The sequence below is a fragment of the Oxynema mangrovii CENA135 genome (assembly GCF_016632315.1).
GTDB classification, from domain to species: domain Bacteria; phylum Cyanobacteriota; class Cyanobacteriia; order Cyanobacteriales; family Laspinemataceae; genus Oxynema; species Oxynema aestuarii.
In genome coordinates, this window is sequence record NZ_JAEOXH010000002.1 from 1,087,475 (window position 1) to 1,109,394 (window position 21,920).

Here is a 21,920-nt window from a genome sequence, read left to right on the forward strand (position 1 = left end):
AGAGAAAGCTTCCAGGGGAGGGGGCATCTACTCATGAATAATATTACCAGCGAGCTGGACGGTTGCGATCGCGTTCTCGCCGCGATCGTCTTTAGCGATGCCGTGGATTTTAGCGCGAGGATGAGGTGTAACGAACCGCGAACTCTCGCTTTAATACAACGCGACCAAACCATTATGAAAGCTATTTGCGAGCGTTATCAAGGTGAGGTTATCAAATCCACGGGGGACGGGTTACTGATTAAATTCAGCAACCTTAACAGTAGTCTTCAAGCCGTCAATTGTGCCATTGAGATTCAAAAAGAGTTAGCAAAAAACGCAGAAAATTTAGAATCAGAAGCCATTTTATACCACAGAATCGGCATTCATTTCGGTGAAGTTTTTGCGATCTCTAATGACGTGATGGGTCATACAGTAAACGTTGCAGCGCGGCTAGAAAGCCAAGCCGAACCGGGTGGGATTTGCCTTTCTAAAACGGTTTACGATCTCACCAAAAAAACCCTATCCGTTCAAGTCAGATATTTAGGTCACAGAGAACTCAAAAACATCAGCAATTCTTTTCCCGTTTATCACATTTCATTGGGGACAGAATCAAACAATACCTATGGAACTTTATTGAGAACTCGGCTTTCAAAACAAAACTATCGCAACCGCCAAGTTCTGCTCGATAAAGTTTACAATTATTGGATCGTAGGGGTGTTAGAACATTCGCTGCAAGCGCGCCTTTTATGGGAAATCGGAATAACCCCACGACCGGATATGCTCGATGGTTCGTGGAACAGTGTTTTGAAAACTGCACAAACATGGCAGCGTTATCCAGCGAGAACGCGGGCGATCGATATTTTTAACAACTTAGGTGCGGGACGAACTTTATTAATTTTAGGAGAACCCGGTTCGGGAAAAACAATTACCTTACTAGAAATTGCCCGATCCTTAATCGATCGCGCCAGATATAATGTATCTTTAGCGATTCCTGTCGTTTTTAATCTATCGTCTTGGTCGGCAAAAAAGCAACCGATCGATCGGTGGTTGATAGGAGAACTCAAGGGTAAATATCAACTCAGCAAAGAAATTGCGGAAAAATGGGTAAAAGAGCAAAATTTATTGTTACTTCTTGATGGATTAGATGAAGTCAGCGTAGAAAGTCGTGAAGCTTGCGTCGAAGCTATCAATGATTTCTGTCATCAGTACGGACAAACTGAAATGATAGTATGCTGTCGCCTTCGCGATTATCAAGCTCTCCATCATCGCTTGCAGTTACAGGATGCAATTTACTTGCAACCGTTGCGCCTGGAACAAATTCGAGCTTATCTGAGTTTCGGGGGCGAAAAACTGGCCGCACTTTCTCTACTCATTGAGACAGATAAAACTTTACAGAAACTGGCGAGATCTCCTTTGATGCTAAGCATTATGATGTTTGCCTATCGCGGCATACCTGTCGAAAATCTCATCAAAAAGGAAACTTTGGAAGAGCGACGCCAGCATTTATTTGATGCTTACGTTTGCAAGCTTTTCGACCATCGCGGCGGTCAACAAAAATACAGTCTTAAAACAACTAAATATTGGCTAAGTTATTTAGCTAAACAATTAAAGAAACAAGGGGAAACTATTTTCTCGATCGAGCAAATACAATCGAGTTGGCTGCCGAATTCGTGGGGAAAATTCAAGTATCATCTAGAGTTTTGTTTGTTGTTCGGTGCGATTTTTGGTGCGGTGTTGCTTCTCTTATTCCCTGTTGTTTTTCCCCACACAAATCTAACTTGTCCTTATTGGGTTTTTCTAGTTTATGGAATGGTGGGGGGAAGTAGTGTAGGAATTTATGCTGCGATCGCCTGGACTCTACTCAATCGACTTTTAGGAAAGCGAATTAGATCGTCTGTAGGGGGTTTAATTTTTAGTCTGGTTGGTGGTTTTGCTATTTTACCGACTGTAGCAAGTGTTTACATGACAAGCTGTCTAATAGATACTTTTGCGATTGAAGGGCTTTTCAGTTTTCAATCTACGATCGCTTATCTAGGATCGTTTTTTCCATTGTTTTATCTAATTAGTGCCTTAAATGCTATCTCATTTTGGGCAGTTTTGCGAACTTCAATTTCACCCTCAATGAAATTAAAATGGTCACCCACATTGGCTAAAAAAAAGCTAATTTATGGGATGGTATGGGGATTGAAAAGTGGATTGATTCTCGGTTTGATTTACTGGATAACCCTTGTCGAAGAGATTTTCCCTACGGTTCTACTTGTAACTTATCCACTCTCCCCTTTGGCTAGGTTAGCTATTTTAATTTTTGCCTCTGAATTGATTGGGGGATTGATTGGTGGGATGTTGGGTTTCTTTATTGGCGGGTTAACGGGGATGACGATTTCAACAACAACGATGCCGAATCAAGGGATTTGGCAGACCCTCTACAATGCAATATGTTTAGGGGGAATGACAACTCTCATTTTGGGTGCGATCGCTGCATCGTTCGGCTCCCATTTTTCTATTGTTGCTATCCCTTTGGGTGTAGCTGTAGGTATGATGAGTGGGGGAATAACAGCTTTAAAACATCTTTTACTGCGGTTGAATTTGCGATCGCTCGGTCTGATTCCTTGGAATTATGCCCGGTTTCTTAACTATGCTACGTCCTGTATTTTTCTACAAAAAGTTGGTGGCAGTTATATTTTTGTCCATCGGTTGTTATTAGAATACTTTGCTGCAATCGATTGGCGATCGCCATCGTCGGGAGGTCGATCGAAATGACTCAGGAAAACTGGAAAATTCATTTTTTTCTGGTTACCAATATCTTGATTGTTTCACGTTTTCTGGTGGGTATTGCAAAATCGTCAAATGAAACCCTCAAAAATAGCGGGTCAGTTCTACAAAGCTCAACCCACTAACTAATAATAATAAAACTGCCGTAGCTTGGGTGAGCTTCGCTTGCGCGGAAGGAGCGATCGCCTCTCGAACTAAACTCGATAACGCCGCACCGATCGCGTAACTCAAACTCAGCACTAAATACGGCCATTTTTCCGTCATTCCCCAACTGCCGAGCAAGGCGATCGCCAAACTTAACATCAATAATTCAATAAAAACTGGGGGATTGTTTTGGCTCGATTCTAAGAGAGTTTCCCACCACGATTGCCAGCGTCTCATCGGTATTGTAGATTGTAGATTGTAGATTTTAGATTTTAACTGTTGGCGGCGATCGCGAAAAGTCTGTAGAGATCCCTTCGCCAAAAACGCTTAAAATTCCTGGAGGATGGCGATCGCCTCTTCCAGACTCACTTGGGGAAATTCCGCATAAAAACGGCTGACACTGGAAAACTCCTCGGGAGTAGCCAAAATCACCGTGCGATCGCACCATCTTTGTAAATATGCCTCTAAATCGGCAGGAGCGACCGGAGCGCAAATCCACACTTGCGCCGGATCGCGCGATCGCAACGCCCGAGCGGCGACCGAAATCGTCATCCCCGTGGCAATCCCGTCATCGACGACGATCGCGATCGCCCCAGCGAGATTCGTCGAACCCCGAACCCCCGCCATAGACTCGTATTGCGCTCGCGCCTTCTCCCGTGCGGCAGCCACCGCCGCCTGTTTCCAGGGGGACTTTCGCCAGCGCCGCGCCCACAACACGTGACCGTCGGCACTGACCGCCCCCAATGCCAGCTCCGGATTGTACGCACGGACGATCTTTTTAGCCACCACGATATCGAGCGGACAGCCTAAGCGACGTGCTACCGGAGCGGCAATCGGCAAACCGCCGCGCGGTAGGGCAAATATCACAGTTTCGGGCGATCGCTGGCATTCGCGGGCGTATTCGCTCAGTCGAGCCTCGATCGCCCGTGCGAGTAGCGCTCCCGCTTCGGCGCGATCGCGGAATAACGGGGCAGGTGAGATCAATTCCTGTAGCCCTCTTAGAATTTTAGATTTTAGATTTTAGATTGGGGATGCAAACGGGTCAGCTCGTGACCGCAATTTATCGATAATTCCCGTGCAGTTTCAACTCAAGCGGATGATAGATAAATCTTCAATCCAAAATATTATAAACTATTAAAAATCATAGCAATTCGTGATTTGATTGGCGATCGCGTGCCAATGCTTTTCTGTTTTTCTAGGGTCTGTCATCAATTAAGAAAATTGACAAAAATAGTGAAATGTGTGTAGCCTGCTACCCGTTCACTCAAGATAGCTCAAAACCGGGATGAAACGGCGTTACGCTTTACGAGACGACCAATGGCAACGCATTGAACACCTGCTTCCGGGTCGTCCGGGTACAGTTGGGGTCACAGCTAAAGATAACCGTTTATTCGTCGAAGCCGTGTTGTATCGCTTTCGAGCAGGGATTCCTTGGCGAGATCTTCCCGAACGCTTTGGGGATTTTCGAGTCGTCCACACACGCTTCACTCGCTGGTCAAAAACTGGGGTGTGGGAGCGCGTTTTCCAAGTCCTCTGCGAGGAAGCCGATAACGAATATGCTGCCATCGATTCCACCATTGTGCGAGCGCATCAGCACAGTGCTGGAGCATCAGGGAGTTCAGCCGAAGAGGAAAATATCGGTCGTAGCCGAGGCGGGTTGAGTACGAAAATTCATGCGGTGGTGGATGCTTTGGGGAATCCCATATCTTTTTTTTAACTCCCGGTCAGGCCAGCGATCTAGTCGGTGCCGAGCGGTTGCTACCATCAGTGGAAGTCCAGGCACTGCTAGCGGATAAAGCTTACGATGCCGACGAACGAGTCAGACAACCGTTGCACGAGCGAGGGATTGAAGTCGTCATTCCCTCGAAAAAGAATCGAAAACAAGCCCACGATTACGATCGATTCTTGTATCAAACCCGACATCTGGTGGAAAACTTCTTTGCCAAGCTCAAACAGTATCGAGGGATTGCCACTCGTTATGACAAGCGCTCGGTGAACTTCCTGGGTGGCATTTACCTGGCTGCATCCGTGATTTGGCTGGCTTAAATGTCCGCAGGCGCTTTCCTCCACATTTGGTCACTTTTGTCAACCTACATAATTGATGACACCCCCTAACTATTATGTCCGATAACGAACAGCTCAGTCTATTTGACCTGTCCGATCCCGGTCGATCCCCAGGTCAATCCACGTCCCCAGGGTCTGATTCTCAAAAAAATTTAATCCCCACCGACGCCAATATTGCCATTCCTTCCGGCACCTACAGCAGCCTCGACGAACTCGCCGCCAGTTGCCAGCAATGCCATCGCTGCGAACTGGCTAAAGGTCGCACTCATGTGGTCGTCAGTCGCGGCAATCCCCAAGCGAAGATCGCGATCGTCGGGGAAGCCCCCGGTCAGCAAGAAGACGAAACCGGATTACCTTTTGTCGGTAAAAGCGGCCAACTTTTAGATAAAATTCTCGCCTCCGTCGAACTCGATCCCGAACGGGACGTTTATATTTGCAATGTCAATAAATGCCGTCCGCCGGGAAACCGCACGCCGACGACGCCAGAAATTGAAGCGTGCAAACCTTATTTATTAGAACAATTGCGCTTGGTGAATCCGAAAATTATCTTGTTAACTGGAGCGACGGCGGTAAAAGGAACCCTCGGAGAGAAGCGCGGGATTACGAAAATTCGAGGTCAGTGGTTCGATTGGCAAGGTTTTTTATGTATGCCGATTTTCCATCCCGCCTATTTACTGCGCAATCCTTCTCGCAAAGAAGGCAGTCCAAAATGGTTGATGTGGCAAGATATTCAAGCGGTTCGTAATAAATTAACCGAATTGTTGCAAGAAGATGAGGAGTTTTGAAGCGCTCGATCTAAAAATTAAAATCTAAAATCTAAAATCTAAATGGCGGCAGTCGCGCAACCACAAGCGAATTGCTTGGGCGATCGCGCTGTCGCTGCTTTCTTGGGGGGGGGTGGGCGGTTCTCCGGGAAGCAGACGGCGGGTTTGAGAGAAAATGGTGACCAAGCGCCACCCGTCCTCGGCTCGGGTGAGGAATAACCAGTGATAGCCTTCTAAAACCAGACCTGTAGGGTCTAAATAATTGCGTTCCAAGGTGGTCAGAAATGCCTGACGGACTTCGGGGGAGGGGGCGTCGGGAGACCTTTCGAGATCCGGCAAGGTCGAACCCGGTCCGGGAGTGCGCCCCGGGCCGAGGGGGAGAGGCTCGAATTGGGGATTTCCGGCAACGATGACGTAGTAGGGGACGTAAGTCTGGTTGGTGCGTTGGATGACCCGATTTGCATATCCGGGCAAATCGGCGATTAGTTGGGTGACGAGGGGTTCGAGGGTGGCGGGACAGGTGCGCCGTTCGTAGATGGGGAGATCGTTCTCGGTGGGTGTTTCGGTAGAAAGTTGGGGAAGGGCGATCGCCCCAGGGGAAGCCGAGACGATCGCCGCCGAAGCGATCGCCACCCAAAGACCCTCGGAGATCGATACCATCTTATCCGTCAACTTCTTCACAAATTCGCTGGAAGGCGATCGCCGGATCCGGTGCCGTCGTAATCGGACGCCCGATGACCAGGTAGTTCGCCCCCGCTTTAAATGCCTCCGCAGGGGTCATCGCCCGTTGTTGGTCGCCCTTCGCGGCCCAAGTCGGACGCACCCCGGGACAGACGAGCAGAAAGTCCGGACCGCAAACTTCGCGTAACTGTGCGGCTTCGTGGGGGGAACACACCGCCCCCGGCAAGCCGCAATCCCGGGCTAATAAAGCCATTTCTAGGGCATATTGGGGCAGTTCGATCGGCACTTTGAGATCGAAGGCCAAATCGCGGGCATTCAAGCTGGTGAGTAAGGTAATCGCCATTAAGCGCGTTTGGGGGTTTTCTCCTTGAACCTCTACCAAGGCGGCTTGGGCATCTTGGAGGGCGCGACGACCGCCAGTTGCGTGAAGGGTGAGTAAATCGACGTTCAGGTGGGCTGCACTGCGACAAGCTCCGGCGACGGTGTTGGGGATGTCGTGGAGTTTGAGGTCGAGAAAGACCCGTTTGTGGCGAGCTTTGAGTTCTCGAACGATTTGCGGTCCTTCGCTGACGAACAGTTCCAAGCCGACTTTCCAGAAAGAGACTTCCGGGAGGAAATCGACTAAGGCGAGAGCCGCTTGGTGGGTTTGAACGTCCAGGGGAACGATGATGCGATCGGCGATAGACATGTAGGGGATTTTAGAGCTTAGAGTTTAGAGTTTTTTAGATTTGAGGGGGTGGGGAGTTGCGGGCAAGATGCCCGCACTGTAGGGAGTTTACTCTACCAACCGGACAAATTTTTTCTTTCCGACCTGCAGGATTTTGCCTTGGGCGTCCGTGGGGGACGCAAAGGTGAGATTTTCGTCGCCGACGCGATCGCCGTCTATGCGAACCGCCCCCCCTTTGATTTGGCGGCGGGCTTCTGAAGAGCTTTTACACAAGCCACTGGCGTTGAGTAAGTAAAAGACCTTGGCGGGGAATTCGACCGAGCTGACGGAAAATTCGGGAACCGATCGCGCCTGGGTGGTTTGACCGCCGACGAGGGTTTGAGCGTCTTTCTGGGCTTGACGGGCTTCGGTTTCGCCGTGAAATTGGCTGACGATGGTCACGGCGAGCAGTTTTTGGCGATCGCGGGGATTTTCCGGCAACTCGTCCAAGGGTAAATCGGTCAATAACTCGAAATAGTCCGGAATTGAAGTATCGGGAATTTTTTCGAGTTTGGAGTACATGGTCAGGGCATCTTCAGTCAACCCGACATAATTGTTGAGAGATTTAGACATTTTCTGGGTGCCGTCGGTGCCGAGCAGAATGGGCATCAACAGGCCAAATTGGGGAGTTTGACCGAAATGACGTTGTAAATCGCGTCCGACGGCGATGTTAAATTTTTGATCGGTTCCGCCGAGTTCGACATCGGCGCGGACGGCGACGGAATCGTAACCTTGCATGAGCGGGTAGAGAAATTCGTGCAGAAAGATGGGATTTTCTTGGGCTTGACGTTCGGCAAATCCTTCCTTAGCGAGCATTTGGCTGACGGTCATTTGCCCGAGCAATTCCAAAATTTTGCTTAAATCGAGTTGGGACAACCATTCGGAATTGTAACGAATTTCCAGTCGTCCGGGAGTATCGAAGTCTAGAATAGAACGAACTTGATCCAAATAAGTTTTAGCATTGGCTTCGACTTGGGCTTGGGTCAATTGGCGGCGGACCTCAGACTTGCCTGTCGGATCGCCAATGCGGGCGGTAAAATCGCCGATAATAAGGACGGCAGTATGTCCGGCATCTTGAAAAGCTCTGAGCTTACGCACGGGGATACTGTGACCGAGATGGATATCCGTCCCGGTCGGATCGATGCCTAACTTGACTCGCAAGGGACGATCCACCGTTTCCAGTCGTCGGACGAGATTTTCATTGGGGTCGTCCGAATCCGGGCGATCGGGAAAAATTTCGCTGACACCACGGTGTAGCCAAGATAAACTTTGAGTCAAGGATGCTTGTTGTTCACAGACCATGCTTTGCGTTTTGCCGGGATTGGCTTTTGACATTCAACAGGGAGTAACGCTCGAATGCTCGACCGTCAGACTACTATAATTGCAAAAATTAGTCGCCAAAATTAATCTATATAGCATTGCAGCTTGTTGGGGGCGCTGGGTTTGGGGGCTTGCGATCGCGCGATCGCGCCGCTCGACCTATCCGGATCGAGCCGTTTGGCAACTGAGGATCGGGACTAGAGTCGTGGGCAAATCGGGCGCGAACCCCTCCGAAATCGAAACCCTCCGACCTTCTGAAAATTGTGGCCTATGTCTTTTGGAGAACCTTTCGAGTCAGCGCGATCGCGGGTCACGGACGGGCGCAGACTCCTCAAATCGAACCCTCTCCTGGAGGGGCGATCGTCGTCTCCCCCCCATTCTTCAAAAGCCGCGTCAGCAGCGAAATCCGAAGTCTTAATCAAGCCTTGTTTAGTGAGGAAGTGAAATCGCCGTGTCTACTAACACGATTGGACAAAATCCCCCTGGAGACTCCGCACCGATCTTCAATTTTTTTCAAGGCATCAGCAAGGTCACGGCAGGCACCCTGCTAGGGTTGACCATGCTCGCCAGTTCGGCGGTCGCCGGGGGGCTAGTCGGCTTGGCGGTGAGCTTCCGCAACCTCCCCGACGTGCGGGTTTTGCGCAACTACGTCCCGACAGAAACCACCTACATCTACGACATCAACGGCCAGCTTCTCACCCGCATTCACGACGAAGCCAACCGAGAAGTGGTCCCCCTCAACAAAATCTCGCCTCACCTCAAACGGGCCGTTCTCGCCATTGAAGACAGCCATTTCTACCTCCACCACGGGATCAATCCCGGCGGGGTGATGCGCGCCTTCGTCGCCAACTTGGAAGCCAACGAAACCGTGGAAGGGGGTTCGACCCTCACGATGCAGTTGGTGAAAAACTTGTTTCTCTCGCCGAAACGGGCCTTGAGTCGGAAAGCGGCGGAAGCCGTTTTAGCCATTCGTCTCGAACAAATTCTCGAAAAAAACGAGATTCTCGAACTCTACCTCAACCAAGTCTACTGGGGTCACAACCTGTATGGCGTCGAGACCGCCGCGCAAAGCTATTTCAACAAGTCCGCCGCCGATTTAACCCTGGCGGAAGCGGCGATGATGGCGGGAATCATCCAAGCGCCGGAAGATTACAGTCCCTTTGTCAATTACAAGTTGGCGAAACAACGGCAGGCGGTCGTCCTCAACCGCATGAAGGAACTCAAGTGGATTACCCCGGAAGAGGAAGCCGAAGCCCGTCAGCAACCCTTGCTCGTCGGTCGCGTCACCTCTTTCCGTACCAGCAAGTTGCCTTACGTCACCGATGCGGTCATCCAAGAACTCACCCGTCGCTTCGGACGGGATGCGGTGCTCAAAGGTGGAATGCGCGTGCAAACCACTATCGATATGAATTTCCAACGGATGGCGGAAAAAACCGTCGCCGCTTGGCACGAACGCCTTTACTATCAAGGACTGTTTTACAACCGCGACAACGGCCAAATCGCCCTGGTGGCGGTCGATCCGCGTACCCACTTCGTCAAGGCGATGGTCGGGGGCGCCGATTTTAAAAAGAGTCAGTACAACCGCGCCGTTCAAGCGCGCCGCCAGCCGGGTTCTTCCTTCAAGCCGTTTGTCTACTACGCCGCTTTTGCGTCGGGTAAGTTCGCTCCCGAATCGACGGTTAACGACACTCCGGTGAGCTACCGCGATGGCAATGGCTACTATTCGCCGCGCAATTATGGCGGTTCGTTCTCCGGTGCGGTCAGCGTTCGTAAAGCCCTAGAATCGTCGCTCAACGTTCCGGCGGTCAAAATCGGTCAGGCAGTCGGACTCAATAAGGTGATTGAAATTTGTCGGACCTTGGGGATCGAAAGCCCGATGGAACCCGTGATTTCAATGCCGTTGGGCGCCATCGACTTGACGCCGATGGAGATGGCAGGGGCCTATGCGACGTTTGCCAGCAACGGATGGCATTCGGATCCGACGTTTATCGTGCAGGTGACGGACAGTACGGGCAACGTGCTGCTCGACAATACGCCCAAACCGCGTTTGCTGCTCGATCCGTGGGCAGTGGCGTCCCTCAATGACGTGCTGCAAGGGGTGATTACGCGCGGGACGGCGACGAACGCGCGTATCGGTCGTCCGGCTGCCGGAAAAACGGGAACGACGTCTTCGGAACGGGATATTTGGTTTGTCGGCTACGTGCCTCAGTTGTCGGTGGCGGTCTGGGTCGGTAATGACGACTACACCCCCTTGGCGTCCGGGGCGACGGGGGGCGGGTTTGTGGCTCCGATCTGGCGGGATTTCATGCATCAAGCGATGCAGGGAATGCCTGTGGAAAACTTCAAATCGCCTTCCCAGTTCGAGCGCCCGCGTTAGTAGGGGTATGTTTGAGGGATTGGGGGTAGACGGTGGAATCTCGCCCGGGGTTGGCCGTCTGTCCTCGATCGCCCTTCCCAGACGCTCGGAATCGAGAGGCTCTCGGGCCACTGTGCTAGTAATTCTGGCGGTTCGAGTTTATGTTTCGATTTCGCCTTTCATTTTTTCTAAGGTTCGATTCATTTGCTCGAACATTTGCTGCGGGGTCAAGCCGAATTGACCCAGTTGGGTTTTGAGCTGTTCGACGGTCATCTGAGCCATGAAGTCTTCGGAAAGCTCGAATCGCTTCATGAAAATCCGATAGCGCTCCATTAAGGCTTCCATCTGCTCGATGAACATTTTTTTGCCTTCGCGGTCGAACTTGCCGTAATTGCCGCCGAGTTGGATCAGGGATTGATAATCTTCAAATAACTGTTTGGCTTCTTGTTGGACGATTTCGGAATCAAAAAAGCTCATTTTGCTCTCGGTTTCCCTTATTGTCGTTTCTCAAAATGGTGGAAGATGCCACCGGGTTCACTCATATTTTAGTGCAGTTTTTTGTTGCGGTTTAGGCGCGATCGCCCCGAGTAGCATCTTTTTTTCCCCGTTTAAATGCCGTTTTAGAGAAAACCGATCCGGTTGAGTGGCCAAAACCGAAATGCGGCCCGTCCGATGACGTTTTGGATCGGCAGAAACCCCCAAACGTGGGAATCGTTACTATTATTTCGATTATCTCCGAGGACGAAAAGTTGCTCGGGGGGAACGGCTTTTGGTCCCCACTCGTAAGCGGGGGGTTCGGCGATGTAAGCTTCGCTGAGGGGTCGGTTGTCGAGGTAGACTTGTCCGCTTCCGATCTGCACGGTTTGTCCTTCGGTGGCGATCGCCCGTTTGATGAAGGCTTGATCTTCGCTGTAGCCGAATTTTTGCAGGGCGGGCGGCGGGTCGAAGACGAGGATTTCTCCGGCTTCGGGGGGACGGAATTTATAGCTGACTTTTTCGACCACGAGGCGATCGCCGATATGTAAGTTCGGCTGCATCGAGTTGGAGGGGATGTAACGCGGTTCGGCGATGAAGGTCCGAATGACTAAGGCTAAAATCAGGGCAATTCCTAACACTTGCAGATTTTCCCTGATTTTCGGCCACCAGTGCGTCTCGGCAGTGCTAGGGTTGACCTGTTTTTCCTCTGATGTCATGGGATGCTCCACAAATAGCTAGATTGACGAGTACGAATGGGGATGAGAGGGGGCGGGTTCGGGGGAGTCGGGGTCGCGCGAAGACCCGGCGGATCGCCCGAATTCCCCCCAAATTTGGCATTTTAGCTGCAATTGGCGAGGCGCGCCGCGCGATCGCCTCTCTAGCGGATCGTTTTCAGTTGGCGGTTTACCCCTTCGAGGTCGAACGCATCCGGATCGAATTGTCCCCCCAACCATTCGACGGTTTCCGCATATTCCGGATCGTCGGGATTGTCTAAGATTTCGAGCAATTCTTGATATCCTCTCATGCCGCCGCAATCTTCCGGCGGACTGGCCCGTTCGCCGTCTAGACAACGGGGGTAGTGAATTTTGGCTTCCGGGGCCATAATTTTTTCGAGTTCGAGTTGATGTTCCCAACTCTCATCGAGGTCGTACTCGTAAATGAACCGATCTCCTTCTTGGGTAATCAGTTCGTCGAGACGAGCCCGACGTTCGGTTTTCATTTCCAAGCCGTATTCGGGATGAGATTGTCCGTAAGCGGTTCCCGCGATCGTGAATTGGTGCAGGTGGGCGTTTTTCCACCCCATGACCGTCTGTAAGATGCGCTGCAGTTTGTACAGGGTAATGTGGCTGGGAACCTGAATCCGCCGCCAAATCGGCGGGTTGCTCTCGCTAAGGCTGACTTTGAGTTGGTAAACCGATTCGGTTTTGACTGTGGCTTGGCTCATGGATATTCGATCTGTGGATATCTCGATCTTAAGCTGAGAGCGCCCCTCTGAGGACGGGCGATCGCCGACAGGACGCAAACCCCCCTAAAATAAGAGTGCGCCCGTTTGGGGGCGATCGATCTGTTTCTCGTTCTCATCCCATGCAACTCACTCAAAATTCTCAGATCGCGGCAACCCTTCGACCTCGCCTCGCGGTGACCCTCGGCGACCCGGCAGGGATCGGACCGGAGGTGGTGTTAAAAGCGCTCGACGATCGCCGCACCCGGGAGGAATGTGAGGTTACCGTCGTCGGCAGCCGCGCGATCGCCCGCCAACTTTATATACAATTGCGAAAGATCGGCGATCGCATTGCCGACCCGGACGACCTCAACTTTATCGAAATCGAAGACGAAGCTCACAATATCGTCCTCGGATCTCCCAGTGTTAGCAGTGGAGCTGCCAGTTTTGCTTATATGGAAGCGGCGATCGCTCGCACTTTGGCCGGAGAATTCGAGGCGATCGTCACCGGACCGATCGCCAAAACCTGGTGGAAAGCCGCCGGACACCCCTATCCCGGCCAAACCGAACTGCTCGCCGAACGCGCGGGCGTCTCCCGCTTCGGCATGTTCTTCGTCGCCCGCTCCCCTCACAACGGCTGGACCTTAAGAACCCTGCTCGCCACTACCCACATTCCCTTACGCCAAGTTCCCGACGCCCTCACTCCCGACCTGCTCGCCTGGAAACTCGACCTTTTACTCGACTGCCTCCACCGCGATTTCGGCCTCGACCGACCGCGCGTCGCCATTTCCGGCTTGAACCCCCACAGTGGCGAAAACGGCCAACTCGGCACCGAGGAACGGGATTGGCTGATCCCCTGGTTGGAAGACCAACGCCACCGCCATCCCCACGCCCATCTCGACGGCCCCGTTCCTCCCGATACCCTCTGGGTCAAACCCGGCCAAGCCTGGTACGGCGCCGAAGTCAACGCTCACGACGCCTATCTCGCCTTGTATCACGACCAGGGCTTGATCCCGGTTAAGCTACTCGCCTTCGACAAAGCCGTCAACACCACCATCGGCTTGCCCTTCATCCGCACGTCCCCCGACCACGGCACCGCCTTCGACATCGCCGGAAAAGGCATCGCCGACCCCACCAGCATGAAAGCCGCCCTCTCCCTAGCCGCCGAGTTGGGCCGTCACCGCCTCGCCGCCCAACGCGGTTGAGGGGGGAGAGTGTCTCACGCCTTTCTTCGTTGAAACAACAAAAAAAGCTAACCAGCAAACTAGAAAAGTCACGGCAGAACTCGAACAAGCCAAAGAAAAATTAAAATTCTTCCTAAATCCCCAGAATTCCGAGATCATTTCTGCTGGTCAATCATTAATTAATGCGCTCTCTAAAACAGGAGACGCACGCCAACAAATGCTTTTAGAAAAAGAGCTAATTTTGTACCATTAGTCCTAATCAATACAGGGCAAAGTTTAAAGGTAAACCCTGTCCTTTTTGTGGCCAAAAAATGGTACACGGACAAAAATTGTATGCAACTGCATCAAAAGCAGAAGCGATTGAAAGAGGATATCAATATCGGGATGAAGATGGGAGTTACTGTATCGATCGGGCTGGAGATTTGTATTTTCACCCCCATTATATCACCCTAGATCGTAAGGTCAATAAAGCTCGTTGTCCGGAATTATTATTTGATTTCAGAAATCTTGAAGTGATGTGTTGGAAATGTAATCGTCAGAAAGGTGATAATAATAGTTTTGAGATAGAGCAAAGTCGCGAATTTATTCGAGCTTTAGCTAATGAAGCACTCGAAAGATATAAATTGTACTAATACCGCGTCAAAAAACAAGGATTTTGATAGCCACAGTCATCTCCAAATTCGCGCCTGACACAGGAGGGGCGAATTTGTTTTCGCCCTTCCTCGGAGTGATCTTTTAATTGGATCGGGTCAATTTTGAGGTGAAATTGATTTAGCCAAATCCGCAAGAATCCTCCGCTTCAAATCTCTGATTGAAGCGCAACGTCGATGAATTGCGGCAGTAACTTATGGTAGAGTGTTTATGGTGAATGTAATTTGCCTTAATGCTTAAAGTCGTCAAAATCAGACTATACCCAAATGAGCAGCAGAAGCAATCGCTGGAGCAATCCTTCGGCAATTGCAGATGGCTGTGGAACTATGGTCTGAACTTGATGAACCAAACCTACCAGGAGACTGGAAAAGGACTATCTAGTTACGACATCAAGAAAAAGATTCCCAGCCTCAAACAAGAGCATGAGTGGTTAAAGCTGACATATTCACAATGCCTTCAACAGGTTTGCATTAACCTGGGAACCGCTTTTAACAACTTCTTTGAGAAGCGGGCTAGGTATCCGCAATTTAAGTCCAAACACGGCAAACAATCCATCCAGTATCCCCAAAATGTCAAGGTGCTGGAGAACGTCTTGAAGCTACCGAAGATTGGGGAAGTTAAAGCGGTTGTTCATCGACCAATAGAAGGCAAACTCAAAACCGTCACAGTTACCAAAAATCGCTGCGACCAGTATTTTGCTTCCATTCTCTTTGAAGATGGGAAACCCAATCCAGACTCATCCACTGAGGGAAAAGCGGTCGGTGTAGACCTTGGATTAAATCATTTTGCTGTAACTTCCGATGGGTCTAAGTTTAACAACCCAAGATGGATTGCTAAACATGAGCGTAACCTGAAACGCAAGCAGCAAGACTTATCGAGAAAACAGAAAGGCTCTAACAACCGAAATAAAGCACGAAAGAAAGTCGCTAAGGTACATAACAAGGTAGCACGTTGCCGGGAGGATTTCCTACACAAGCTATCGCGTAGGATAGTTGACGAAAACCAAGTCATCTGTGTGGAAAACCTCAATGTCAAAGGCATGCTCAAAAACCCGAACCTGGCTAAGGCGATCGGCCAAGTCGGTTGGGGAATGTTTTTGACGATGCTGAAGTACAAAGCCGAACAGGAAGGGAAAGTCTATATTGAAGTTGATAGATTCTTCCCCTCTTCTAAAACCTGCAACGTTTGCTTGAATCAAATCGATAGCCTGCCACTAGATGTCAGAAATTGGACTTGTTCTAGCTGTGGGACGAGTCACGATCGCGATCTCAATGCAGCTATCAATCTCAGAGAAGAGGGGCTACGACTCTTGACCTGCGGGACGCGGGGCCAAGCCTACTGTCGGGATGTAAGACCGAACCGTAGAGGACGCAAGAAATCTACGATTGGGCAATCTGTTGGGTAGGAAGCCGCTATTGTAATCTCTGATTCAATAGCGGTAGTTCACAGGCTGGAAATTGGCTCTTTGAGCAAGCCGGAGAGCATTTCGCCGGGGGGTTGGGTGTGGGGCCAGGCGAAGGCGTGGCGGAAGGAGGCGGCTTGGCAGGCTTGCATCTGGCGGAAGTCGATAATATTGTAGGTGAGTAAGTTTTCGTACTCGAAGGGCAGGCGCACGTTGTGCAGTCCGGCGTTGTCGGTACAAATGGCGATCGCCACTCCCGCCTCGAAGCAGCGATCGAACACTACTTTTAACTGCTGTAGGTCGTCTAAGGTTCCGGTTTTCAAATAGGTGGTGGGGCAGATTTCCAGGCATTGACCGCGCCGCGCCAGGTCTGGCAACAGTTCGGGGTGTTTGAGGGGAATTTGGATGCCGTGACCGATGCGTTCGAGGTAAGGGAGGAAGTCGGGATGGCAGCCGTCGGGGGTTTCATAAACATGTCCGGTGGTGTGGATGCCGTGCGATCGCGCGTATTCGTATAATTCGATAAATTCGTCGAGGCGATCGCCGTAATGGTTATCTCCCCCAGCTAAATCGATCGCACATACATACTGACCCTGTTGCCGAGCCAAATCGACGATCGCCCGGTTCACTTCTTTGGGCAATCGGGCGTGCATACACAAAATCTGACTGGTGACGATCGGATATTCGGTCACCTGGGAGGCTTTGCCGACAATTTCGACGATTTCCGCCATTTTGTCGATCCGTTCGGTCTGACTCAACCCTTCCGGCGTTCGCAAATACGGCGTGTAGCGCAATTCTAAATAGGCCAAATTCTCGAAAATGTAAGCCCCGCGAATCAATCGATAAATGAAATAAGGTAAGGTCTGCGCCGTCTGTACTCCTTCAACCAGGGTATGCAGTTCTAAATATTCGTCGAGGGTATTGCGTGCTCGGGTGTAAAACTGCTCGAACGATGGATATTCTGGGAAGCGATCGGCCAGGTCGGCATCGTGCCGTTGGAAGTAGCGCCACAAAATCCGGGGAACGACGGAACCGCCGAGATGGCGATGTAACTCTGCATATAAAGCCACGACAGATTCTCCTAGGTGTTTTCAAAATGAAAAATGTTCGACGCGATCTCAAATGCAGATCGCGTTCCCGCTAGGGAAGACTCGAACAGCGCGACGGGATCGAACAAAACGGGATCGGCGACGGACGGGGGAGAGGGAGCGAAATTGGCTAGATTTTAACAAAAATTAATTTGACAGGGGGGACGCGCTATGACGATAATCGTAGATTGTGTGAACTTTAGCGTGAAAGACCCTTGGCTAACGTCGTAGTGATTGGCGCCCAGTGGGGCGATGAAGGAAAAGGCAAAATTACTGACCTGCTCAGTAAGTCTGCCGATGTTGTCGTTCGTTACCAGGGAGGGGTCAACGCCGGACACACGGTCGTGGTCAACGATCGGACCTTCAAGTTGCACCTGATTCCCTCTGGCATCCTTTATCCGAGTACGGAGTGCATTATCGGTTCGGGAACGGTCATCGATCCGAAAGTATTAATCGAGGAACTCGACCAACTCGAACAGCTTCAGGTTTCGACCGCTAACCTGATGATTTCTCAAACCGCTCACGTGACGATGCCCTATCACCGCCTCATCGATGTGGCATCGGAAGAGAAACGCGGCAATCAGAAAATTGGCACGACGGGACGGGGAATCGGCCCGACCTACGCGGACAAGTCGGAACGGACGGGAATCCGGGTTCTGGATTTAATGGATCCCGACGGCTTGCGCGATCGCCTCACCTGGAGTATCGAGTACAAAAACGCGATTCTCGAAAAGCTCTACGAATTGCCGCCGTTGGATCCGACAGAAGTGATCGAGCAGTATTTGCAATACGCCGATCGCCTGCGCCCCCACGTGGTCGATGCCTCTCTCAAAATCTACGACGCTATCCAACAACGTCGCAATATCTTATTCGAGGGCGCTCAAGGAACTTTACTCGACCTAGATCACGGCACCTATCCCTACGTTACCTCGTCCAATCCGGTCGCGGGTGGGGCTTGTGTTGGAGCCGGGGTTGGGCCTACGATGATAGATCGCGTCATTGGCGTCGCCAAAGCCTACACCACTCGCGTGGGAGAAGGTCCATTTCCCACGGAGATGACCGACGGAATCGGCGATGTCTTGTGCGATCGCGGCGCCGAATTCGGCACGACCACCGGACGCAAACGCCGTTGCGGTTGGTTCGACGCCACCATCGGACGCTATGCGGTTCGCATTAACGGGATGGACTGTCTGGCGATCACCAAACTCGACGTTCTCGACGAACTCGACGAGATTAAAGTGTGCGTCGCTTACGAAATTGACGGACAGCGATGCGAGAACTTCCCGAATAGCGCCCGTCAGTTTGCCCGGTGCAAGCCGATTTACGAAACTCTGCCCGGTTGGAAGCAGTCTACTGCAGACTGCCGTTCCCTCGACGACCTGCCAAAAGAGGCGCTCGCTTACCTCAAGTTTTTGGCGGAGTTGATGGAAGTACCGATCGCGATCGTTTCCCTCGGCGCCAGTCGCGACCAGACGATTATCGTCGAAGACCCGATTCACGGACCGAAGCGGGCGCTGTTGGACGCCAACGGAACGCCAGTGGATTCCAACCCCTAAGCCCCCTGGCGCGCGATCGCCGCGATCGCCCCACCCACCTTTGAACACTCTCAAGCCAAGCTACCACCATGTTAGTCACCGTCGAATGTAACAAGCGCGAAGAAGGAACGAAACCGAAGGCCCTTCGCCGCAATAACTTGATTCCCGCCAACCTCTACGGTCACAACGGCGCCGAATCGATTTCCCTGACCATCGATGCCAAAACCGCTCAAAACTTGCTCAAACAAGCGGCAGTCAACAACACGCTCATCGACCTGAGCATCCCCGATCTGTCCTGGAAAGGGAAAACCATCCTGCGCGAAGTCCAGACCCACCCTTGGAAAAATAGCATCTATCACATCAGCTTTTTTGCGGTGGCCGCGCAAGATACGATCGATCTGGTTGTTCCCGTTAACTACGTCGGCGAACCTGCCGGAGCCAAAGAAGGCGGTGTCTTGGAATGCGTGATTAACGAATTACCGATTCAATGCGCCCCCGATAACATTCCCGAGGCGATCGACGTAGACGTTTCCGGTCTCGAACTCGGCGGCTCCTTGCACGTGGGCGAATTAGTCCTTCCCGAAGGTGTCGTCGCCCAAATCGAACCCGAACGCACCTTGGCGAACATCCTGGTACCCCGAGGCATGGGTAAAGCGGAAGAGGAAGAAGAAGCAGGCGCCGAATTGGATCCGACCACGGCGGCGCTTCTGGAATCTTACGGCGAAGAGTAGCCCAACCTGCCCGCGAACGAGTACAAGATTCAGCATTCAGACTTCGGAACGCACCAGAACTGTGCGATCTGGCTGGCTGCGCGATCGCCAACTCAACCATTATCGAAGCCCGCCCGTGCGGGCTTTTTTGCATGTAGCGCCGGAGTAAAATCCGAACGATCGACCGGGGCGCGATCGCCTCGCGACGGCTAAAACGGCTACAATTGTTAATAAGAGAGATAAGAAAACCTTAAGTCTACCTGCTGGAATTTCGCCGTGCAACACTCGGATAACGCCTCAAAAACAGAACATTTCGAGTTTGACTCGATCGAATCTGCCTTGAGCGAAATCGCTGCCGGACGGATGGTGGTGGTCGTCGATGACGAAAATCGCGAAAACGAAGGCGACTTGATTTGTGCGGCCCAATTTGCGACCCCGGAAATCATCAATTTTATGGCCGTTCACGGACGGGGATTGATTTGTTTGGCCATGAAAGGCGATCGCCTCGACCAACTCGACCTCCCCTTAATGGTCACCAACAACACCGATCGCAATCAAACCGCCTTCACCGTCAGCATCGACGCCGCCCCCCATCTCGGCGTCACCACCGGAATCTCCGCCGAAGATCGATCGCGCACGATCCAAGCGACCATCAACCCCACTACCCAACCGAGCGATTTACGCCGTCCCGGTCATATCTTCCCCCTGCGTTACCGGGAAGGGGGCGTACTCAAACGCGCCGGACATACGGAAGCGGCAGTCGATCTCGCCCGCATGAGCGGACTTTACTCGGCGGGGGTCATTTGCGAAATCCAAAACCCGGATGGGTCGATGGCGCGCTTACCGGAGCTGATCGAATACGCCCACACCCATCAACTCAAAATTATCAGCATTGCCGATTTAATCGCCTACCGCCTCCAACACGAGCGTTTTATCCGGCGGGAGACCGTGGCGGCGTTACCCACGGAATTCGGCCAATTCTCGATTTACGCCTATCACAACAGCCTCGACGATTCCGAACACGTGGCCATTGTCAAAGGCGATCCGACCAATTTTAAAGATAAACCGATCATGGTTCGGGTTCATTCCGAATGTCTGACCGGAGATGCCCTCGGTTCCCTACGTTGCGACTGTCGGATGCAACTGCAAGCGGCGCTCAAAATGATTGAAAATGCCGGGGAAGGGGTGGTCGTCTACTTGCGCCAAGAAGGACGAGGCATCGGGCTGATTAATAAACTCAAAGCCTATTCCCTGCAAGATATGGGCTTGGATACGGTGGAAGCGAACGAACGGCTCGGTTTTCCGGCAGATTTGCGCAATTACGGCGTCGGCGCTCAAATTCTCAACGATTTGGGCGTGAGTAAAATTCGCTTGATTACCAATAACCCGCGCAAAATTGCCGGACTCAAGGGCTACGGCTTGGAGATGGTCGATCGCGTGCCGTTGTTGATCGAAGCCAATCCGTATAACTGTACCTATCTAGCGACGAAGGCGGAAAAACTCGGTCACATGTTGCTACAAACCTATTTGCTGACCGTGGCGCTGCACTGGCGGGAAGAACAGTTACGACATCCGGCGGACGAACCCTCAAGCAATGACGTGCGGGTGCAACGCTGGTACGACCATTTGGAGAAAATTCGCCAATTAGCAGAAGCCGAACATCTGGTGTTGCAAGAGGAAAAACGACCCGTGACCGTGGCGTTGTTTGGCAAACCGCAATTGACGTTTCATTTGGGACTCGACCAAGCGAATTTGGCGACGCCGGATTGGTTTAGGCAACCGGGACATCCGTATTTGAAGGCGATCGCCCAGATTCTCGATCGCATGGCGATGTGGTTCGATATGGAACGGTTGGAATTTTTGGTGTCGCCGGGGGTGGATCCCCTTAGAAATCTCGGGGTTCAACTCAAGCGTCAGACCTTTTCGCTCTCTCAGATGCCGTCGTCGGTGTGCGATCGCCTCGAAGCACAGACGATCTATTGTTTCGATGCGGAAGGAAGCCCACTCGATTCGTCAACTTCGCCGCCATCCTAGGCGATCGCTGTTCTCCCGATTGTCGCTCTCAAAATGGCCGCTTGGGGGTCAATTTTAGACCCCTGAAGCGGTTAACGGGCGCCCCCGGAAAACGCCAATTTTGATAAAGATTGAATTCGGGGAGCCTGCGGCGCGAACGGCTCTGGGTAAAATCCCCCAAATCCCTTGCATTTATGAAGGGAAAAATCGGGATGTTTCCAGTTGGAAGAGGCATTTTTTTTCTCTCAACGGCGCTCGATCCGTTCTCCAATTCGGCGATTTGACGATCGCCCAAACCGAGATCGCACCCATCGGTTTGCGATCGAAATCTATACAAAAACTGCACGGGGATCGCAACCCAATCCCCGCCGACTGCGTTAGCATAGCTAAGTAAGGACGATCGCAGATTCCCCAGAGAATATTCGGGAAAGTTCGCGCTAACTCGAATTGGTTACGAATTTGAAATTCTCTCGATCCGAGATCGGACGATCGCATTTGTTGCGATCGATGGCGAGGGGGAGAAACTAACTCAAATTACTGCCGTCAATAGCGTCAGGCTCCGGCGATCTTCGCCTCCTCGATCCCCCCAGTCCGATAAAGATTCAGGAAAAGAATTTCAAATGTTAACACAAT

The 21,920-nt window shown here is 51.7% G+C and carries 19 protein-coding genes; 10 read left to right on the forward strand and 9 right to left on the reverse strand.

What is annotated here, in order from left to right:
* Window positions 1-33: 33 nt before the first annotated feature.
* The gene (locus JJD41_RS18390) at window positions 34-2,739 is read left to right on the forward strand and encodes an adenylate/guanylate cyclase domain-containing protein (RefSeq protein ID WP_200668946.1); all 2,706 of its coding nucleotides are present in this window, start codon (window positions 34-36) and stop codon (window positions 2,737-2,739) included.
* A 96-nt stretch (window positions 2,740-2,835) separates the two neighbouring features.
* Here the strand turns inward: JJD41_RS18390 and JJD41_RS18395 are convergent, their stop codons facing one another.
* Window positions 2,836-3,132: a hypothetical protein gene (locus tag JJD41_RS18395; RefSeq protein ID WP_200668947.1), complete on the reverse strand. Its 297-nt coding sequence runs from the start codon at window positions 3,130-3,132 to the stop codon at window positions 2,836-2,838.
* A 90-nt stretch (window positions 3,133-3,222) separates the two neighbouring features.
* On the reverse strand, window positions 3,223-3,879 hold the full coding sequence (locus JJD41_RS18400) for a phosphoribosyltransferase (protein WP_234488907.1): 657 nt from the start codon (window positions 3,877-3,879) through the stop codon (window positions 3,223-3,225).
* A gap of 301 nt (window positions 3,880-4,180) precedes the next feature.
* Here JJD41_RS18400 and JJD41_RS18405 point away from each other — a divergent pair.
* Window positions 4,181-4,941, forward strand: a protein-coding gene (locus JJD41_RS18405; protein ID WP_200664346.1) for an IS5 family transposase whose coding sequence is annotated in 2 segments (ribosomal slippage) — window positions 4,181-4,607 and window positions 4,607-4,941 — 762 coding nt in all. Because the reading frame shifts where the segments join, the coding sequence is not laid out codon by codon here.
* A 74-nt stretch (window positions 4,942-5,015) separates the two neighbouring features.
* Window positions 5,016-5,744 (forward strand): uracil-DNA glycosylase, encoded by a 729-nt coding sequence (locus JJD41_RS18410; protein ID WP_200668948.1) that lies wholly within the window; start codon window positions 5,016-5,018, stop codon window positions 5,742-5,744.
* Window positions 5,745-5,768: 24 nt separating this feature from the next.
* Here JJD41_RS18410 and JJD41_RS18415 read toward each other — a convergent pair whose 3' ends face one another.
* The 3 genes from JJD41_RS18415 to tyrS all read right to left on the reverse strand — a co-directional run bounded on the left by JJD41_RS18415 (window position 5,769) and on the right by tyrS (window position 8,412).
* Entirely contained in the window at window positions 5,769-6,383 is a 615-nt protein-coding gene (locus tag JJD41_RS18415; protein ID WP_200668949.1) for a hypothetical protein, read from the reverse strand.
* Window position 6,384: 1 nt separating this feature from the next.
* Window positions 6,385-7,092, reverse strand: a complete 708-nt coding sequence (gene pyrF, locus JJD41_RS18420) for an orotidine-5'-phosphate decarboxylase (protein WP_200668950.1) — start codon at window positions 7,090-7,092, stop codon at window positions 6,385-6,387.
* An 87-nt stretch (window positions 7,093-7,179) separates the two neighbouring features.
* Window positions 7,180-8,412: a tyrosine--tRNA ligase gene (gene tyrS, locus JJD41_RS18425; protein WP_234488908.1), complete on the reverse strand. Its 1,233-nt coding sequence runs from the start codon at window positions 8,410-8,412 to the stop codon at window positions 7,180-7,182.
* Between the two features lie 469 nt (window positions 8,413-8,881).
* On the opposite strand from tyrS, the gene JJD41_RS18430 reads away from it, so the two are divergent.
* The gene (locus JJD41_RS18430; RefSeq protein ID WP_200668952.1) at window positions 8,882-10,807 is read left to right on the forward strand and encodes a penicillin-binding protein 1A; all 1,926 of its coding nucleotides are present in this window, start codon (window positions 8,882-8,884) and stop codon (window positions 10,805-10,807) included.
* Window positions 10,808-10,945: 138 nt separating this feature from the next.
* On the opposite strand, the gene JJD41_RS18435 is transcribed toward JJD41_RS18430, so the two are convergent.
* From JJD41_RS18435 to JJD41_RS18445, 3 genes are all read right to left on the reverse strand, one after another.
* Window positions 10,946-11,263 carry a DUF1825 family protein gene (locus tag JJD41_RS18435; RefSeq protein WP_200668953.1) on the reverse strand — a complete coding sequence of 106 codons (318 nt, stop codon included), beginning with the start codon at window positions 11,261-11,263 and terminating at the stop codon, window positions 10,946-10,948.
* A gap of 143 nt (window positions 11,264-11,406) precedes the next feature.
* Window positions 11,407-11,979: a signal peptidase I gene (gene lepB, locus JJD41_RS18440; protein ID WP_200668954.1), complete on the reverse strand. Its 573-nt coding sequence runs from the start codon at window positions 11,977-11,979 to the stop codon at window positions 11,407-11,409.
* Between the two features lie 161 nt (window positions 11,980-12,140).
* A complete protein-coding gene (locus JJD41_RS18445) occupies window positions 12,141-12,707 on the reverse strand; it encodes a plasmid pRiA4b ORF-3 family protein (RefSeq protein ID WP_200668955.1) in 567 nt (188 codons plus the stop codon).
* A 140-nt stretch (window positions 12,708-12,847) separates the two neighbouring features.
* Between JJD41_RS18445 and pdxA the strand changes: the two genes are divergently transcribed.
* The 3 genes from pdxA (at window position 12,848) to JJD41_RS18460 (ending at window position 15,944) form a co-directional block, all read left to right on the forward strand.
* The gene (gene pdxA, locus JJD41_RS18450; RefSeq protein ID WP_200668956.1) at window positions 12,848-13,909 is read left to right on the forward strand and encodes a 4-hydroxythreonine-4-phosphate dehydrogenase PdxA; all 1,062 of its coding nucleotides are present in this window, start codon (window positions 12,848-12,850) and stop codon (window positions 13,907-13,909) included.
* A gap of 290 nt (window positions 13,910-14,199) precedes the next feature.
* On the forward strand, window positions 14,200-14,520 hold the full coding sequence (locus JJD41_RS18455; RefSeq protein ID WP_200668957.1) for a hypothetical protein: 321 nt from the start codon (window positions 14,200-14,202) through the stop codon (window positions 14,518-14,520).
* Between the two features lie 251 nt (window positions 14,521-14,771).
* The gene (locus JJD41_RS18460; protein WP_200668958.1) at window positions 14,772-15,944 is read left to right on the forward strand and encodes an RNA-guided endonuclease InsQ/TnpB family protein; all 1,173 of its coding nucleotides are present in this window, start codon (window positions 14,772-14,774) and stop codon (window positions 15,942-15,944) included.
* A gap of 38 nt (window positions 15,945-15,982) precedes the next feature.
* Here the strand turns inward: JJD41_RS18460 and JJD41_RS18465 are convergent, their stop codons facing one another.
* A complete protein-coding gene (locus JJD41_RS18465) occupies window positions 15,983-17,011 on the reverse strand; it encodes an adenosine deaminase (protein ID WP_200668959.1) in 1,029 nt (342 codons plus the stop codon).
* Window positions 17,012-17,244: 233 nt separating this feature from the next.
* Between JJD41_RS18465 and JJD41_RS18470 the strand changes: the two genes are divergently transcribed.
* The 3 genes from JJD41_RS18470 to ribBA all read left to right on the forward strand — a co-directional run bounded on the left by JJD41_RS18470 (window position 17,245) and on the right by ribBA (window position 21,308).
* Window positions 17,245-18,585 (forward strand): adenylosuccinate synthase, encoded by a 1,341-nt coding sequence (locus JJD41_RS18470; protein ID WP_200668960.1) that lies wholly within the window; start codon window positions 17,245-17,247, stop codon window positions 18,583-18,585.
* A gap of 68 nt (window positions 18,586-18,653) precedes the next feature.
* Window positions 18,654-19,295, forward strand: coding sequence for a 50S ribosomal protein L25/general stress protein Ctc (locus tag JJD41_RS18475; protein WP_200668961.1), 642 nt, complete (start codon window positions 18,654-18,656; stop codon window positions 19,293-19,295).
* A 255-nt stretch (window positions 19,296-19,550) separates the two neighbouring features.
* Entirely contained in the window at window positions 19,551-21,308 is a 1,758-nt protein-coding gene (gene ribBA, locus JJD41_RS18480) for a bifunctional 3,4-dihydroxy-2-butanone-4-phosphate synthase/GTP cyclohydrolase II (protein WP_200668962.1), read from the forward strand.
* Window positions 21,309-21,920 lie beyond the last annotated feature (612 nt).

Coding starts and splice junctions, on each gene's coding strand:
- JJD41_RS18390 (WP_200668946.1), top strand. CDS start 34: ATGAATAATATTACCAGCGAGCTGGACGGTTGCGATCGCGTTCTCGCC.
- JJD41_RS18395 (WP_200668947.1), bottom strand. CDS start 3,132: ATGAGACGCTGGCAATCGTGGTGGGAAACTCTCTTAGAATCGAGCCAA.
- JJD41_RS18410 (WP_200668948.1), top strand. CDS start 5,016: ATGTCCGATAACGAACAGCTCAGTCTATTTGACCTGTCCGATCCCGGT.
- JJD41_RS18415 (WP_200668949.1), bottom strand. CDS start 6,383: ATGGTATCGATCTCCGAGGGTCTTTGGGTGGCGATCGCTTCGGCGGCG.
- pyrF (WP_200668950.1), bottom strand. CDS start 7,092: ATGTCTATCGCCGATCGCATCATCGTTCCCCTGGACGTTCAAACCCAC.
- tyrS (WP_234488908.1), bottom strand. CDS start 8,412: ATGGTCTGTGAACAACAAGCATCCTTGACTCAAAGTTTATCTTGGCTA.
- JJD41_RS18435 (WP_200668953.1), bottom strand. CDS start 11,263: ATGAGCTTTTTTGATTCCGAAATCGTCCAACAAGAAGCCAAACAGTTA.
- lepB (WP_200668954.1), bottom strand. CDS start 11,979: ATGACATCAGAGGAAAAACAGGTCAACCCTAGCACTGCCGAGACGCAC.
- JJD41_RS18445 (WP_200668955.1), bottom strand. CDS start 12,707: ATGAGCCAAGCCACAGTCAAAACCGAATCGGTTTACCAACTCAAAGTC.
- pdxA (WP_200668956.1), top strand. CDS start 12,848: ATGCAACTCACTCAAAATTCTCAGATCGCGGCAACCCTTCGACCTCGC.
- JJD41_RS18455 (WP_200668957.1), top strand. CDS start 14,200: ATGGTACACGGACAAAAATTGTATGCAACTGCATCAAAAGCAGAAGCG.
- JJD41_RS18460 (WP_200668958.1), top strand. CDS start 14,772: ATGCTTAAAGTCGTCAAAATCAGACTATACCCAAATGAGCAGCAGAAG.
- JJD41_RS18475 (WP_200668961.1), top strand. CDS start 18,654: ATGTTAGTCACCGTCGAATGTAACAAGCGCGAAGAAGGAACGAAACCG.